This is a genomic window from Bacillus sp. FSL W8-0770, from assembly GCF_038008705.1.
GTDB lineage: Bacteria > Bacillota > Bacilli > Bacillales > Bacillaceae_G > Bacillus_A > Bacillus_A cereus.
The window spans coordinates 3440500-3456755 of sequence record NZ_JBBOZR010000001.1; the positions used below are offsets into that span (position 1 = coordinate 3440500).

The following is a 16256-nucleotide window of genomic DNA, read 5'->3' on the forward strand; positions in this document are numbered from 1 at the left end:
ACAAAAAAGAAATGTGCTCTTTACAAATGTATGGTACAATATACGGGAAAAACTCTTTTTACCCTTTATCAACACATTTGAATAAAGGAGACTGAACTTATGGTTACTACATATCTTTTATTTATCGTTGCCTACTTACTTGGCTCGATTCCATTTGCACTAGTTGTTGGAAAAATCGGCTACGGAATCGATATTCGTGAGCACGGGAGCGGTAATCTAGGCGGAACAAACACATTCCGCACATTAGGGAAAAAAGCAGGTTTTACCGTTACAATTGCTGACATTTTAAAAGGGACATTAGCAACAAGTCTACCAATGATTTTCGGATTAGATATTCATCCACTATGGTTCGGGTTAGCGGCTGTTCTTGGACATGTCTATCCAATCTTCGCGAAATTCCGCGGTGGTAAAGCAGTTGCAACTTCTGCTGGGGTGCTATTATGCTATTCACCAGTTGTTTTTGCAATATTGGCTGTTGTATTTTTCACCCTTTTATTTACAACAAGATACGTATCACTTTCTTCTATGGTAACAGCAGTTGTTGCTGTTATTGCATCCATTGTTAGCGGGGATAAAATCTTCATTATTGCGATGTGTTTATTAGCAGGTATGGTTATTTATAAACACCGTGCAAATATCGGACGAATTATAAATAAAACTGAACCAAAAGCAAACTTTTCAAAAAAGCAAAAATAAGATCGTAACCCACATAACGCAAAAAGAAAACGTGAAGCATATTAATAGCGTCTTTTTGCGTTATTTTTTATACTAAAGAAAAAGCAACATAATTTGGAGGAACTATACATGAATCTTTCCGTAACAAAAGAAGCAGCACAATGGTATAAAAATGAATTAAACTTACAATCAAATGAAACACTACGCTTTTTCGTACAATACGGTGGTTGCAGTACTGTGCAAAAAGGACTTTCTTTAGGGATTCGTAAAGATGATCCTGCACATCCTGCTGTTCAAATTCAAGAAGAAGGTATTAACTTCTTTATTGAAGGCGATGATGAATGGTTCTTCGATGGACATAATTTATCTGTTACACTTAACGAAGGTGACGACTTCCCACAATTTAATTATGAAAAATAAAAAAACGTGGCTTCTGCCACGCTTTTTTATTTTTTCTTAATTTCCTCATATTTCGCATACCACTCAGGATATAACTTTTTAAATGATACAGGGCGGAACCCTTCTTTTTTCGCACAAATATTCGTCGTACTTGCAGTAATACAAAGTTCACCATCACCATTATATATTTCATATCCATATACAACGCGAAGTGGGCTGACAGTATCTACCCATGTTTTTACGATTGCTTTTTCTCCGTAACGCATCGCTTTACGGTATGAAATTTGTAAATCTAACACAGGAGAAATAATTCCTTCTTTCTCCATTTCAACATATGAAAAACCTAAATCTTGTATAAGTTTCGTGCGACCTAACTCAAGCCATACTAAGTAGTTTGAATGGTAAACAACACCCATTTGATCTGTTTCCGCATAACGGATTTCAACTTCATGTTCTGCTACAAACATATGTATATTCGCCTTCTTTCACTTCTGCTACCTTGCATACATTTAATCATAATACAGTGACATCAAAAATAAAATAAAAATAGTGAATCTTTTCCCGAAAGGAGCAAGCATATGATTCAAATTGTAACGGTTCGTAGCGGTGATAGCGTATATAGCTTGGCATCAAAATATGGATCAACACCTGACGAAATAGTAAAAGACAATGGACTAAATCCCGCTGAAACGCTCGTTGTTGGTCAGGCACTTATCGTTAATACGAAAGGAAATAATTATTATGTACAGCCTGGTGACAGCCTCTATCGGATTTCTCAAACATATAATGTCCCCCTCGCTAGTTTAGCTAAAGTTAATAATTTATCTTTAAAATCTATTCTCCATGTCGGACAACAATTATATGTACCAAAAGGCACAAAACGGGCTGTAGAATCCATCGCTTATTTACAACCTTCCACTATACCGATTAAAGAGAGTTTAGTTAATGCTACACGTGCCATCAATCCATTTTTAACATATTTAGCTTATTTTAGTTTTGAGGCAAAAAGAGATGGCACATTAAAAGAACCTACTGAAACAGCTAAAATTGCTAATATTGCAACGCAAGGGCAAACAATCCCTATGCTCGTTATTACAAATATTGAAAATGGTAATTTCAGTGCCGATCTAACATCGGTTATTTTACGCGACGCAACGATTCAAAACAAATTTATTACTAACATTTTGCAAACAGCTGAAAAATATGGCATGCGAGACATTCATTTCGATTTCGAGAGTATAGCACCCGAAGACCGCGAGGCGTATAATCGCTTTTTACGAAATGTAAAAACACGCTTACCTAGCGGGTACACATTAAGCACAACTCTCGTACCGAAGACAAGTTCAAATCAAAAGGGAAAGTTTTTCGAAGCCCATGATTATAAAGCGCAAGGGCAAATTGTTGATTTCGTCGTCATTATGACATATGACTGGGGTTGGCAGGGCGGGCCACCAATGGCAATCTCTCCTATCGGTCCTGTAAAAGAAGTACTTCAATACGCAAAATCTCAAATGCCTCCCCAAAAAATTATGATGGGGCAAAACTTATACGGATTCGATTGGAAACTTCCGTTCAAACAAGGGAATCCACCAGCAAAAGCAGTTAGCTCTGTCGCAGCTGTTGCACTTGCTCGTAAATATAATGTTCCTATCCGCTATGATTTCACAGCTCAAGCTCCACATTTTAATTACTTTGACGAAAATGGCGTACAACATGAAGTTTGGTTTGAAGATGCGAGGTCTATTCAAAGTAAATTCAATTTAATGAAAGAGCAGGGCATTGGCGGTATTAGTTATTGGAAGATTGGCTTGCCATTTCCACAAAATTGGCGTTTACTTGTTGAAAACTTTACGATTACGAAAAAGGGCTGACAAAAGTCAGCCCTTTTTGTACATTTTGTTAAGATTCATCTTTGATTTCACTTTTTAATGAGTCAATACTTTCTAAACGTCTTTGATTTTTTGCTTCAATAGCAGCACGATCTTTTTCATTAGAAAGTTCCGCTGTTTCTTTTGCTTCATTAAAGTTATCAACTGTATTTTGCACCATTTCTTGTAACTTTTCAGCGTTGTCACTTCGATTATCTGGATTTGGCATGTACTTCCCTCCTAATATTGTATATACACACCATCTTAAATTACCTATCTTTCCTCAAATTTATACATAAAAAAGGAGAATGTAATATTCTCCTTTTCTTTAACCATTATCAACAATCGGTTGTTTACCTGTTTGATCTTGCATTTGCTTTCCTTTATTTCCACCAGCTTTTTTTGATTGTGTTCCAATATGATTCGGTGCAAAGTCTTTTGAATTTTTTTTCGGATTACCCATTACTATCGCCTCCTTAACACTAGTATCGTACTAGTGTTAAGAATTATTCAGCTTGCTTAAAAAGTTTCATTTCATAACGTTTTTCAATGCGCTCTTCAATGCGATCAATTGCCTCACGATCGCTTAATAATTGTTGTTTATTTTCATTTACAAGTTCTTCAAACGATTTACGGCGACTTCTTCTCATGTTGTTCACCCTCTCTCCTTCGCTTTCTTATTACATAGTATGAGCAAACAAAAAACTCTTTAATCAGATTTGCAAGAAAATTTTATGTTTTAGTACTCCTAAAAAAACTCCGTGTACAATATATTGCACACGGAGTTTTTTATACCATAATATTTAAATACTCTTTCAACTTTTCATCTGCATTCATTTCATTTTCTTTATAATCATGAAGCGCCTGTAATACAAAATCATACTGCTCTAAAATATAACTTTCTAATTTCATAACATCCTCTAAGCTATTAAGCATAATTCTCGTATTACCAACTTCACTTTTTAACGCCGGTTCACATTTTAAACTTGTACATATTTCTTTCACATCTTCTTCTAATATCTCTGTTAATACATATTTCTTTCGCCCTTTTACCTTTAATCTCATAACTGGATAAAAAGCTTTTATATCTAAATAACTTCCTACGTTCATACAACGTAGCCATTCTACATTACGTTTATTACATGCAAGTATTTCTTTGACCGCTTCATATACCGCAGTTTCATCAAGCATAGCCTTATTTACTTTTCGTTTCCCTTCTTCTTCAATAGCTGCACACTTTTGATAAACAGCAGCACACGTAATGCAATCGTCAAATGCATTATGAGAGCTTAAACGAATTCCCAGCATTCGTTTTAACGTTTCAAGTTTATGATTAGGCGCATGCTTCATGTATTTCTTTGCTAAAAATACAGTATCAATTACTTTATTTTTAGGTTCAGGCAACCCAAGCATATTTACATTACTTTTCAAAAAGCGCATATCAAAAGAAGCATTATGGGCCACAATAACATTTGTATGTAAAAATGCTAAAAATAAAGGTAACACTTCTTCAATCGTCGGTGCATCTGAAACGCGATAATTAGTAATACCTGTTAAACTCGTTATTCGGTCCGGAATTGGCCGCTCTGGATTCACGTATGAAACAAATTGATCTACTAATTCATGATTACGATATTTCACTGCTGCAACTTGAATAATTTTATCATTATAAGGGTTAAATCCTGTTGTTTCAAAATCAATTACAACATAATCTAACGGTAAGGATACATTCCCCACTCCATACACTCCTTTATCTCTAAACGTTTATATTTCTTACATCATATCATGAAGTTATTACTACTTGAAAAAGAAAAGGCAGAAATGGGAACTCTCCACCTCTACCTTTTCACCATTATTTTAATTTAGCAACTCTTTTCTCCATCTCTTTTTGCGTCATCGGCCCAATAAACTTATCTTGAATGACACCTTTTGTATCTATAAAATACGAAGTTGGAATCGTAATTACTTTATAAGCTGTTGTCACATCAATGTTCTTGTCCAATAAAATAGGAAAAGTAATTCCTTTTTCTTTAGCAAAATTGCTTACCTTTTCTACTCCCCCACCTTTTTCTGAAGGCGTATAATTTATTGCTAAAATTTCTACGTTCTCTTTATGTTCTTTATAGAAAGCTTCCATATCCGGCATTTCTTGCTGACATGGTCCACACCACGTTGCCCAAAAGTTTACAATCACTTTCTTTCCTTTTAAATCTGATAACTTTACATTCGTTCCATCTAAATTCGTTAATGTAAAGTCTGGTGCACTCTTCCCTATTTCAATACCATTACTTGCAATCATCTCTTTCATAGCAGCTTCACTTTTTTCTTGCTTCACTTTTACCGCCTGCTCTTTATGACCAAACTGTTCATAAGCTGCATATCCCGCTAAACAAAGTAACACTACAATAATCGTAAGCTTCCGCCACATTTTATATCACCCTAACGTATTATCTTCTTTTAACACATTCATCAAAATACTATATACCTTATTTTAGCTTATACGGACAAGCTTGGAAATATTCACAATCGAAATAATTAGAATATTCTTATTAAAAGTGCAATTTTATCATATAATTAGAAAAGCAGATGAAGTGTTGCTTATCTAATTATGGACCCATTCACCTTTTTCCTCTCATAGTTATAAACCTACAACAAAAGGGGATTGTTTATGAATTCATTCGAAAAAACAACATTATATATTCTTAGTTTTCTTTTATACCCAGTCGGTATTATTACATGGATCATTTCACTCTTTAGTAAAGATCTTGAAAAAAAGAAAATAGGACGTATTTGTCTCTACGTCTCTCTAGTCTCATTCGTCCTTTTCTTAATTCTTGGAATTGCCACTTTCCTTATGACTGCTACTTTTAACGTTGATCTAAATCACTCCGAATCTATCGAGAATCAACTAAATGACACTGAATAAAGATTAGAGCATTGCTCTTATCTTTATTCACATCTCTTAAAAAATGAATGACTATGTATTAATTTTTCTGGACCCTCACATGCAACAATATTTCCTTCTTTCATTATGACAATACGATCTGCTAGTACCACCCTCTCTACATCATGTGTTGCCACAATTCTCGTTACATCTCTTCCTATCCCTTCAATCATATTCCAAACCAGTTCTTGATTGCCCGGATCTAACCCAGCCGTCGGTTCATCTAAAATAATAAGAGTTGGATTTGATACAATCGCGCGCAATAATGCAAGACGTTTTCTTCCGCCTCCCGAAAACTCTTCACCGCTTTTATGTAGCACAGTTTGACTCCCTTCAGGTAACCCTCTAATAATCGGCGTTACATTTATAAGTTCACTATTTTTTTCTAACTGATTTTCTAAACCCTCTTCCCCGAAATACATATTCTCTGTTACCGTCGTTCGGAAAAAACGTGGTTCTTGCCACACTGTAGTCATACGAGCTTCATTACCATAATAAGCAATCTACCGTTAGATGGTTTATACAAGCCCGTTATTAACTTTAAAAGCGTTGTTTTTCCTGCACCGCTTTCTCCCACAATCATAACGAGTTCACCAGGACGAATTTGCAAATCAATATTATGAATTCTGCATTTCTCTTCGTCATTCTCCTGAAATGAAACATTTGTTATCCTGATTCCCATCGCTCTTTCTACATTGCTATCTACTGCTCGTTTATTTAAAAAGCAAAAAGCTCTATTTGCCGAAGCGACTGCAACTTGTGTCATTATTAATAAATCGCCCACATAACGGACAGGGAAAAAGAGCATCTCAATTGTCGCTAACACTGCAATGAGTGAACCAACTTCTATTTCTCCCCTCATTATTTTTTGTGCACCTATAATGAGAACAACAATATATGCTCCTGTTTCAATCACCGTTCCAACTACTCCAATGCAATGTTGCATCATCGTCTTCTTTACTTCTCATTTATACGATTGTGCCGTTACTCTTTTAAATAAGCGAATTGCCCATTTTTCTTTTTGTAAACTCCGCAAATCTTGTATCCCCTTTACAAACTGTGACACCATCTCTACAACACTTGAGTGATTTTTTTGAGAAACGCTTGCAATATCTCTTACCTTTTCTCCCATCAGTATTGGAACAATTGTACTTAAAAATAAAAACGGAGTTACCCACAATATAAACTGTATATCTATATGTTGTAGTGCTATGAAAGCTCCAATAAATTGGGCAATAGCGTGTATATATTCTATTAATATAGAGCCATATAATCTGACCCAGTTCGGAATATCAGACACGACCAAAGTTTCTAACTCTCCTTGTTTGATTTTCTCACTCTCTTCAAACGGTAATAGGAAAAATTGGCGCAATACATCTATACGCTTCTCTCGTAATATTCGCTGACTCGCTTTTGAGCTTACATAATCAAATGAAAGATTGTTCACCCACATCAACAAACGGCTAGCTGTAAACAAAGTAATGTAAAGATACGCTCCTTTCAGCTCTCGTTGAATCAGGTTATCTACAATTAGTCCCATGAATAGTGGACGGGAGAGATTTAAAATAGCTGCAAAAAGCCCACTGCATACAGCTGCTATTACTAATATTTTTTCTTTCTGTAACGGTAACAAAATTCTTTTATATTCTTTCATGACGTTTCCTCCATTGTTTATAGTAAAAAGAAAGGGATGAAACCAAATGGTTTCATCCCTTTCCATAAAATAAGGAAGCTAACAATTGTTAGCTTCCTTATCATTCATTTCAATTATTTAGTTCGACACTTTAGACTCTTCAATTTTCTCACGAAGAACCATTTGCAGAATACCACCGTGACGGTAGTAGTCAATTTCAACTTCACTATCGAAACGAGCTACTACTTCAAATTGTTTTTCGTTGCCATCTAGATCAGTTGCAACTACTTTTACAAGATCGCGTGGTCTAACTGTTTTGTCAATTTGAATTTCAAATGACTCGTTACCAACAAGACCTAACGTTTCAGCGCTTTCGCCATCTTTAAATTGAAGTGGTAACACACCCATTAACACTAAGTTACTGCGGTGAATACGCTCGAAGCTTTCTGCGATTACTGCTTTAATACCTAATAAATTTGTACCTTTTGCAGCCCAGTCACGAGAACTTCCCATACCGTAATCTTTACCAGCAACAACTAAAAGGCCTGTGCCATCTTCTTTATATTTCATAGCAGCATCATAGATAGATGTTACTTCACCAGTTGGCCAATATGTTGTATATCCGCCTTCTGTTCCTGGTGCGATTTGGTTTTTAATACGGATGTTCGCGAATGTACCACGCATCATAACTTCATGGTTACCACGACGAGAACCGTAAGAGTTGAAGTCAACTGGTTGTACGCCGTTTTCTAATAAGTAGCGTCCAGCTGGTGTGTGCTTACCGATTGAACCTGCTGGTGAAATGTGGTCTGTCGTTACAGAGTCACCAAATTTACCAACTACGCGTAAGCCTGATAACGTTTCAACTTCACCTGGCTCTTTAGATAATCCTTCAAAGAATGGTGGGTTTTGAATGTATGTTGAATCATTATCCCAAGTATATAAAGCTTCATTTGAAGTTTGGATTTCATTCCAACGCTCATTGCTATTAAATACTTGTGCATATTCTTTCTTGAACAGTTCAGATGTAACAACGCTTTGAACTACATCTTCAATTTCTTTAGCTGATGGCCAAATATCGTTGAAGTAAACAGCATTGCCATTTGCATCTTTACCAATTTCATCATTTTTCAGGTCAATATCAACAGTACCTGCAAGTGCATATGCCACAACAAGTGGTGGTGATGCTAAGTAGTTCGCTTTTACAAGCGGGTGAATACGACCTTCAAAGTTACGGTTACCAGATAAAACAGATGTTACTAGTAAATCGTTTGCTGCGATTGCTTCTTCTAATTCTGGCGCTAATGGGCCAGAGTTACCGATACAAGTCGTACAGCCGTAACCAACTGTTTGGAAACCTAATTGATCTAAATATGTTGTTAAACCTGATTTATCTAAGTACTCAGTAACAACTTTAGATCCTGGTGCTAATGATGTTTTTACGTACTCAGGTACTTTAAGTCCTTTTTCAATTGCTTTCTTCGCAACTAAACCTGCCCCAATTAATACGTATGGGTTTGATGTATTTGTACAACTTGTAATTGCAGCAATTGCAATTGCACCTGTTTTCATCGTTACTTCTTTATCTTCTAATGTAACCTTCACTTCTTTATCGAACTCTTGCTCATTAAATCCAAGTCCTTGTGTTCCAACTGGTGCTACAACAGCTTTGTGGAACGCATCTTTCATATCTGAAAGTGGAATTAAATCTTGTGGGCGTTTCGGTCCAGAAAGGTTAGATTCAATTGTATTTAAATCAATTTCAACAAGATCAGTGTAAATTGGATCTTTGCTGTCTGCTGTATAGAATAAACCGTTCGCTTTACAGTATTCTTCAACAACGCGAATTTGCTCTTCATCTCTACCTGTTAAACGTAAGTATTCTAATGAAATATCGTCGATTGGGAAGAATCCACAAGTTGCACCGTATTCTGGTGCCATGTTTGAAATTGTTGCACGGTCAGCTAAAGGCATACTCTTTAGTCCGTTACCGAAGAACTCAACGAATTTACCAACTACACCTTTTTGACGTAATACTTGCGTTACTTTTAATGCAACGTCAGTTGCTGTAGTACCACTTGGAAGTGTACCGGTTAATTTCACACCGATTACTTCAGGTACTGGGAAGTATGAAGGCTGTCCAAGCATTCCTGCTTCTGCTTCAATACCACCAACGCCCCATCCAAGAACACCGATACCATTAATCATTGTTGTATGTGAGTCTGTTCCAACTAATGAATCTGGGTATGCAACTAAGTCACCTTCAGCATTTTTCACAGCATGAACAACTGGTGCTAAATATTCAAGGTTTACTTGGTGTACAATACCTGTAGCTGGTGGAACTGCACGATAGTTATCAAATGATTTTTGTGCCCAGCTTAAAAATTTATAACGTTCTTCATTACGTTTAAACTCTAAGTCCATGTTGAATGCAAGCGCGTCTGCCGTACCCGCTCTATCAACCTGTACAGAGTGATCAATTACAAGATCTACAGTAATTTCTGGATTGATTTTATCAGGATCTCCACCCATGTCTGCCATTGCTTTACGAAGCGAAGCCAAATCAACAACAGCTGGTACACCAGTGAAATCTTGTAAAATTACACGAGATGGTTTAAATGGAACATCGATATCTTGCACATCTTTCGTTCCCCATTTCGCTAAATTTGTAACATGCTCTTCTGTAATTACACGTCCGTCTACTTGACGAAGTACCGATTCAAGTAAAACTTTCACGGAATATGGTAATTGAGATACGTTGCCAACCCCTGCATTTTCAAGCGCTTTCAAATCATAATAATGATACGTTTTTCCATCTACTTCAAAAGTTGCACGTGATTGAAATGGATTATGTTTGACCATTATGTTTCCCCCCTGTTAAACGTGACTAAGTTGTCTGAATATAAAATGTAGACAAACTTTTCAATACCTTACGATAATATCTTATTACAACTTTCTAAATAAGTAAATAATAAGAAACTTATAGATTATCATAAGTTTTCTTTATGTTTCTAAATTTGAATAGTGTTTATGCTCCTTATGAATACTATTACCATAAAGTAAAGTGCTCTATTAGCGCTTTACTTATAGTTCATACACACTATGAACTGCTCATCATTCAACATACAAAAAAATGTTATAGAGGTGAAATAAAATGGGTAAAAGAAAAGCAAATCATACTATTTCAGGAATGAATGCAGCATCCGCACAAGGACAAGGTGCTGGTTATAACGAAGAGTTTGCAAATGAGCCTTTAACTCCGGCAGAGCGACAAAATAATAAGAAACGTAAAAAGAATCAGTAACGAAAAATCCCAAAAGGTTCATTTTCCTTTTGGGATTTTTTCTAATGTTTATAACGTAGTAATTCCGAAACCGTTACAAATCGATATCCTTGTTTTTTTAGCTCAGGTAAAATTTTTGCTAGCGCTGCTACTGTTTGACTACGATCATTTCCTCCATCATGTAACAATACGATATCGCCACTTTTAGCATTTTTTACTACATGATTTACGATAGATTCAACCCCTGGATTTGCCCAATCACGCGGGTCTTGATGCCACGACCATAGAACGGTTTGATAACCAGCTTCTTTCGCTGTTTTAAATACAGCATCGTTAATATATCCGCCAGGAGGACGGAATAGCAAAGGTTCTTTCACCCATTTTTCGAAAAATTTCTTTCCATCTAAAATATCATTTTCTAATTTTTCATCTGATGAATTACTCGCATACAAATGATTCATCGTATGATTTCCAATTTCATGTCCCTCTTTTAACACCTGTTTCACTAAATATGGATTGCGCTGCACTCGAAATCCAATCATAAAAAATGTTGCTTCTGCTTTATATTGACGTAATAAATGTAAAACTTGCGGTGTATAAGTTGGATCTGGGCCATCATCAAATGTAATGGCAATAATCTTTTCATTATTAGGTACTTCCCACGTTACATAGCCAGTTGGTTCTAGCTCTTTTCTGAGCAACATTTTCGCTTCCACTTTTTCAACTTGAAATATATGTACTGCGCATAATAAAGAAAAAACGAATAGAAAAATTTTCTGTTTTCGCATAATGTTCATTAAAGTAAGAGGTTGTCAAATACACAACAACCTCATTTACTTTTCTAATTGATCTACATGTTGCATAATATTTTGGAGATTATTTTCGTATTGCTCAAGTTGTGGGCGTTGTGTTTCCGAAGCTACTTCTAACGCATTTTGAATCTGTTCATACGCCTCCTGAACCTCTTGGCGTAACTCTTTTAAATCATGACCGTAGTTTGGATCATTTTTCACAATGTTGTTATATGCATGTTCTGCTTGTGTAACTCCTTGCTGCGCTGCTTGAAAAGCTTGCTGTTTATCTTTATGATATGGCATTATATAATCCCCTTTCCATAATAGTTAGTCCCAATTATCTTTACCTTTTTTTCTAAAAACATTCTCGTATAAATTTGCAAACTTCTCTCATTCTAAAGAGAAAGAGGAGGTGTCACATACAATGAGCAAAAACAATCGTGAAGCAAAAGAAAAAAAGGGACAACCTGAACCATTAAGCGGATCTCATAAAGTAAAAAATCGTAACCATTCACGCCAAAAACATCATGCACATCATGATATGTAAAACAAAAGGTTCACAATAGCTGCCTTTACCACATACAATGTTTATATTTTTCCATTTATTCTTCACCCCTACTTCATTCATGCATAACATAGTATGAATTGAGATTTTACGGAGGGTGTCTTACATGGGCAAGAAAAAGAAGGATTGTCTTTTTCATGTTGATGGTTTCGAAGAATGGATGGATCAGTTTTGTTCTGACTCTTGTAGTAACTTTAGTTTCCCAAATCAAATTCATATTGACCTTTGCGAAACTGAACAAGAATACATTTTGGAAACTGATGTACCAAATGCCAATGAACAAAATGTAGTCATTAAAAAGATGGAGACAGGCCTAAACATTTGCATACTTCATAAAAACATTTCTTTGCAGCGAACTATTCCTTTACCCGCTAATGTTATTTATAAGAAGATGCTAGCCTGCTTAGAGAATGGTTTTTTGGCCATTCATATTTCCAAAAATGAAGTTGCTGATAAACATGAAAAGAAAGTTCTTTTTTCAAATTAAGAATTAATATAATACAAACATAAGCCCCAGTTGGTTACTGGGGCTTATGTTATTTCGCATGCATCTCTATATTAGAATTTCTATCATATCTTTTTTTCGATAAACCTTTTGTAACTAAAAGCACAGGAAATGCCACAGTTGAAAATATAGCTAGTGCTGAAAATACTGCAAACCCATTTTGGTACCCGTAGTAATCGAGAAGTACTCCTCCAAACCACGGACCTATTACTGCTCCAATTCCCGAAAAACCCATCGCACCGAAGTATGTTCCTTTTAGATGCGCAACAGCAATATCATCAATAAATACATCCGTCATTGAAAACATTAAGACTTCTCCAATTGTAAAAATAATTGTACAAACGGCAGCACCTAGTAGAGATTCTACTACTCCAAATCCAAATAATCCTCCGCTCACAAATAAAGTTCCCACCATAATGGATACTAACGGTGTATACTTTTTACAAATTTGAATAACAGGGTATTGAATTACGACTACAACAATCGCATTTAAAGCTAGCATATATGAAAATAATTTCACTCCATCCTGAAATATATGTGCATTTGCAAAATATTGAGATACTGTTGTCGTTAAATGAGAAAAACCACAATTACTCAAAATAATACCAACTAGTGCAACTAAAAATACGACATCCTTTCTCAAAATACGAATTGCCTTTAACATTGTGACAGGCTTTTCTATATTTACTTTCTCTTTTTCAATCGGATACTTCTTAAATTGGAACGCTAATATAGCTGTATATAAAATGTATACTCCAGCTGCTACTAAAAACGGAATTGTTGATTTTGCGCTTCCAATCTGTAACCCGACAAGTGGGCCAATCGCTACTCCAACATTGATTGCACCGTAACGCAAATTATATACGAGTAAACGATACTCAGGTTTCGTTAAATCTGATAATAACGCTCTTGATGTTGGCTCAAAAAATGACCTACATAATCCATTCAAAGCATTTAATAAAAAGAAACTTAAAACATGATCTGCAAGTGAAAAACCAATGAATACAAAGACCCAAACGATCATGGACCATATTATAATCATATTTCGACCGAATCGATCTGATAAATTCCCTCCGATAAAACTAGCAAACACTCCAACAAGTGCACTCGTTCCGATAATAGCACCTGTCATTCCAGCTGATACACCTTTCACAGTCGTTAAATAAATTGCTAAAAAAGGAATACTCATTGACGTGGCGAACCTCGCAAATAAAGTCCCTATTATAATTGTCATTCCTAACGGATGAATATTTTGCAACTTCCCCTTCATCTTAAAAACCTACTCTCCCTGTTCTTACATAAAAAAAGAAAGCAAAGGATCTGCTTTCTTTTCCCTTTTTATACTTGCGCTGTTGATACCCGCGCTGTTCTCGTTATATCCATATCTATGCCATATGTAAACTGTAATTCTTTACAAACATCTTTAATTAATATTGCAACATTATACTTCTCATTAAATTGTAAAACGATGTTCTCCACTTCTTCATATGTATACTTATATTCGCCTGTAATGACACTTTTTAGATCAAAGCATTCGTTAATACAAAGTTGTACAAGTAGCTGGTCATATTTCTCTATTACATCTTCTTTCTTCCAAAGTAACTCTTTTACATATAACCGATCAAACTTCACACTTTCTCGATTACAATCCGTTAAAATCCGGGTCATTTCATTTAATTCTCGATACAATTCAGAAATATTTTTGCTTAAACTAAGCAGTTTATCTACGCCATTTTCATATAACATATTTATTCCACCCCCGCATTTTCTTCTTATTATAGCAAGAAAATTCTAAAAATAGTTTCTTTCTTCTGAAATATTAGGAAACTAATTTCAATTGCTTTACAATGAAACTAGTTAATGCGAGAGGAGAAAGAAAATTGGAGCACAAATTATATTACACTGACGCTTATAAGCAAGAATTTACTACTAAAATTATAAAGCAAGATTATGATAAAGACGGTAACTTATACGTTGTTTTAAACGAAACCGCATTTTATCCGACTGGTGGCGGACAACCACATGACACTGGAACTTTAAATGGTATTGCTGTACTTGATGTTGAAGAAGTCGACGAAGAAATCCGCCACTTCATTGCAGAACAATTACACACAGAAGACGTAGAAGGTAAAATCAATTGGGAGCGCCGGTTTGATCATATGCAGCAACATGCAGCTCAGCACATTTTATCTGCTGTTTTTTGGGACTATTTCAACATACCTACGATTGGATTCCATCTTGGAAAAGAAACGATAACAATTGATTTAGAAACAGAAAATCTGCATGCAGAAACGGTTGAAAAGGCAGTACAAATTGCCAATAAAATCGTTTTTGAAAACCACCCAATCCGTATAGAGTGGATGAACTTAGAAGAAGCAAAAACATTACCTCTTCGTAAAGAACCAACTATGACAGAGAATATACGTGTTGTTATTATCGAAAATTACGACTACAATGGCTGTGGTGGAACCCATCCGAAATGCACTGGTGAAGTTGGTTCTATTCAAGTACTAGGATGGGAGCGCAATAAAGGTGGTATACGCTTAACCTTTATCGCTGGTTGGCGTACACTTAAATTAATGGGGCAACAGCAACAAATTATGAAAGATGTTTCCAAACAATTAAACAGTAGCGAAACTGATATCCCAGCAAAAGTAGCACAGCTTCTTACCTCTCAAAAGGAAAACGAAAAAACAATACAAACAATGAATGAAAAATTATTATTTGCAGAGGCAAATGAATTACTGCAACAGCCCACCGAAATACATGCTGGGTTACTTATTTCTAAAGCATTTACAGATCGTTCTATGCAAGAAATTGCAAAACTATCAGCTATCATTACAGAACAACAAGAGCATGCAATTACGTATTTCGTCATCGAAAATGATGACAAACTACAATGTATTCTCGCTTGCGGAAAAACAGTAACGCTCGATATGAATGCTCTTTTAAAAGATGCTCTTCCTGCAATTGAAGGAAAAGGTGGCGGAAATAAAAAGAGTGCACGCGGCGGCGGAAAATCGGTGATGAACGGGGACGAGTTTTTAAATCAGCTTGTCTCTTCTTTACAGTCAGCAGTGTAAAACATGTTTATGAAGGATAGCTAACGGCTATCCTTCAACTATATTTACAGGCCTATATGTTGTTTCAACCCTTGATAACTTCCTGCATTTGCAAAACCGCCACTTATAAGATTGATAAAAGTTTCCGAAAAACCATAATAACTTAATTCGTTAATCGGTACCATTTGCACATCATGAATCGGATTATGATCGAACTCGTTAGAAGGTAGTGTAATTTCACCTTCAATCCTTTCAAGCAGAAACGTAATATGTAACAAAGATGGACTAGCATCTGGTTTATCACAAACATAGAGTAGCTTCTTAATTTTAACTTCTAATCCCGTTTCTTCTCTCATTTCTCGAATCATCGCTTCTTCTAACGTTTCACCATTCTCTACCCTTCCTCCAGGTAAAGACCAATCGCGATTAGCCACTTTTTGCTTTACTAGCAATACTTTTTCATCTTCAATTAAAATTCCCGTAACACGAACTTGCATTACATTTTCCATATGTAATCTCCTCTTCCTG

General features: G+C 35.7%; 20 protein-coding genes and 1 pseudogene. 8 read left to right on the top strand and 13 right to left on the bottom strand.

Features of this window, described 5'->3' with window-relative positions:
• Positions 1-99 precede the first annotated feature (99 nt).
• The gene (gene plsY, locus NST27_RS17605) at positions 100-696 is read left to right on the top strand and encodes a glycerol-3-phosphate 1-O-acyltransferase PlsY (RefSeq protein ID WP_000258974.1); all 597 of its coding nucleotides are present in this window, start codon (positions 100-102) and stop codon (positions 694-696) included.
• A 108-nt stretch (positions 697-804) separates the two neighbouring features.
• Positions 805-1095: a HesB/YadR/YfhF family protein gene (locus tag NST27_RS17610; RefSeq protein ID WP_001054453.1), complete on the top strand. Its 291-nt coding sequence runs from the start codon at positions 805-807 to the stop codon at positions 1093-1095.
• 26 nt (positions 1096-1121) lie between these two features.
• Here NST27_RS17610 and NST27_RS17615 read toward each other — a convergent pair whose 3' ends face one another.
• Positions 1122-1541 (bottom strand): acyl-CoA thioesterase, encoded by a 420-nt coding sequence (locus tag NST27_RS17615; protein WP_000495812.1) that lies wholly within the window; start codon positions 1539-1541, stop codon positions 1122-1124.
• Positions 1542-1652: 111 nt separating this feature from the next.
• Here NST27_RS17615 and NST27_RS17620 point away from each other — a divergent pair, with 111 nt between their 5' ends.
• Complete coding sequence (locus NST27_RS17620) at positions 1653-2945, top strand: glycosyl hydrolase family 18 protein (RefSeq protein ID WP_000614861.1); 1293 nt, start codon at positions 1653-1655, stop codon at positions 2943-2945.
• A 28-nt stretch (positions 2946-2973) separates the two neighbouring features.
• Here the strand turns inward: NST27_RS17620 and tlp are convergent, their stop codons facing one another.
• The 5 genes from tlp to NST27_RS17645 form a co-directional block, all read right to left on the bottom strand.
• The gene (gene tlp / locus NST27_RS17625; RefSeq protein WP_001133511.1) at positions 2974-3171 is read right to left on the bottom strand and encodes a small acid-soluble spore protein Tlp; all 198 of its coding nucleotides are present in this window, start codon (positions 3169-3171) and stop codon (positions 2974-2976) included.
• Between the two features lie 99 nt (positions 3172-3270).
• Positions 3271-3405 (bottom strand): acid-soluble spore protein SspN, encoded by a 135-nt coding sequence (gene sspN, locus NST27_RS17630; protein WP_000527987.1) that lies wholly within the window; start codon positions 3403-3405, stop codon positions 3271-3273.
• Between the two features lie 43 nt (positions 3406-3448).
• Entirely contained in the window at positions 3449-3592 is a 144-nt protein-coding gene (locus tag NST27_RS17635) for an FbpB family small basic protein (RefSeq protein ID WP_001254703.1), read from the bottom strand.
• Positions 3593-3731: 139 nt separating this feature from the next.
• On the bottom strand, positions 3732-4679 hold the full coding sequence (locus NST27_RS17640; protein ID WP_000528755.1) for a 3'-5' exonuclease: 948 nt from the start codon (positions 4677-4679) through the stop codon (positions 3732-3734).
• A 115-nt stretch (positions 4680-4794) separates the two neighbouring features.
• On the bottom strand, positions 4795-5370 hold the full coding sequence (locus NST27_RS17645; RefSeq protein WP_000269055.1) for a peroxiredoxin family protein: 576 nt from the start codon (positions 5368-5370) through the stop codon (positions 4795-4797).
• 240 nt (positions 5371-5610) lie between these two features.
• Here NST27_RS17645 and NST27_RS17650 point away from each other — a divergent pair, with 240 nt between their 5' ends.
• Positions 5611-5868: a hypothetical protein gene (locus NST27_RS17650; RefSeq protein ID WP_001083886.1), complete on the top strand. Its 258-nt coding sequence runs from the start codon at positions 5611-5613 to the stop codon at positions 5866-5868.
• 23 nt (positions 5869-5891) lie between these two features.
• Here NST27_RS17650 and NST27_RS17655 read toward each other — a convergent pair.
• Positions 5892-7540, bottom strand: a pseudogene (locus NST27_RS17655) (ABC transporter ATP-binding protein).
• Positions 7541-7657: 117 nt separating this feature from the next.
• Entirely contained in the window at positions 7658-10381 is a 2724-nt protein-coding gene (gene acnA, locus NST27_RS17660) for an aconitate hydratase AcnA (RefSeq protein WP_000238561.1), read from the bottom strand.
• Between the two features lie 292 nt (positions 10382-10673).
• Between acnA and sspO the strand changes: the two genes are divergently transcribed.
• On the top strand, positions 10674-10823 hold the full coding sequence (sspO, locus tag NST27_RS17665) for an acid-soluble spore protein SspO (RefSeq protein ID WP_000518053.1): 150 nt from the start codon (positions 10674-10676) through the stop codon (positions 10821-10823).
• 41 nt (positions 10824-10864) lie between these two features.
• Here sspO and pdaB read toward each other — a convergent pair whose 3' ends face one another.
• Positions 10865-11590 (bottom strand): polysaccharide deacetylase family sporulation protein PdaB, encoded by a 726-nt coding sequence (gene pdaB / locus NST27_RS17670; RefSeq protein WP_030027157.1) that lies wholly within the window; start codon positions 11588-11590, stop codon positions 10865-10867.
• Between the two features lie 45 nt (positions 11591-11635).
• Complete coding sequence (locus NST27_RS17675) at positions 11636-11899, bottom strand: hypothetical protein (protein WP_001146293.1); 264 nt, start codon at positions 11897-11899, stop codon at positions 11636-11638.
• 121 nt (positions 11900-12020) lie between these two features.
• Here NST27_RS17675 and NST27_RS17680 point away from each other — a divergent pair, with 121 nt between their 5' ends.
• Both NST27_RS17680 and NST27_RS17685 read left to right on the top strand, forming a co-directional pair.
• The gene (locus NST27_RS17680; protein ID WP_000042141.1) at positions 12021-12143 is read left to right on the top strand and encodes a small acid-soluble spore protein P; all 123 of its coding nucleotides are present in this window, start codon (positions 12021-12023) and stop codon (positions 12141-12143) included.
• 124 nt (positions 12144-12267) lie between these two features.
• The gene (locus NST27_RS17685) at positions 12268-12648 is read left to right on the top strand and encodes an Hsp20/alpha crystallin family protein (RefSeq protein WP_000516730.1); all 381 of its coding nucleotides are present in this window, start codon (positions 12268-12270) and stop codon (positions 12646-12648) included.
• Positions 12649-12697: 49 nt separating this feature from the next.
• Here the strand turns inward: NST27_RS17685 and NST27_RS17690 are convergent, their stop codons facing one another.
• Together NST27_RS17690 and NST27_RS17695 are read right to left on the bottom strand one after the other, a co-directional pair.
• Positions 12698-13936, bottom strand: a complete 1239-nt coding sequence (locus tag NST27_RS17690) for an MDR family MFS transporter (RefSeq protein WP_000676827.1) — start codon at positions 13934-13936, stop codon at positions 12698-12700.
• Positions 13937-14004: 68 nt separating this feature from the next.
• Positions 14005-14412, bottom strand: a complete 408-nt coding sequence (locus NST27_RS17695; RefSeq protein ID WP_000965133.1) for a hypothetical protein — start codon at positions 14410-14412, stop codon at positions 14005-14007.
• A 134-nt stretch (positions 14413-14546) separates the two neighbouring features.
• Here NST27_RS17695 and NST27_RS17700 point away from each other — a divergent pair, with 134 nt between their 5' ends.
• Positions 14547-15749 (top strand): serine-tRNA(Ala) deacylase AlaX, encoded by a 1203-nt coding sequence (locus NST27_RS17700; protein WP_000400391.1) that lies wholly within the window; start codon positions 14547-14549, stop codon positions 15747-15749.
• A 44-nt stretch (positions 15750-15793) separates the two neighbouring features.
• On the opposite strand, the gene NST27_RS17705 is transcribed toward NST27_RS17700, so the two are convergent.
• Positions 15794-16237 (bottom strand): NUDIX hydrolase, encoded by a 444-nt coding sequence (locus tag NST27_RS17705; RefSeq protein WP_000432562.1) that lies wholly within the window; start codon positions 16235-16237, stop codon positions 15794-15796.
• Between the last annotated feature and the right edge of the window lie 19 nt (positions 16238-16256).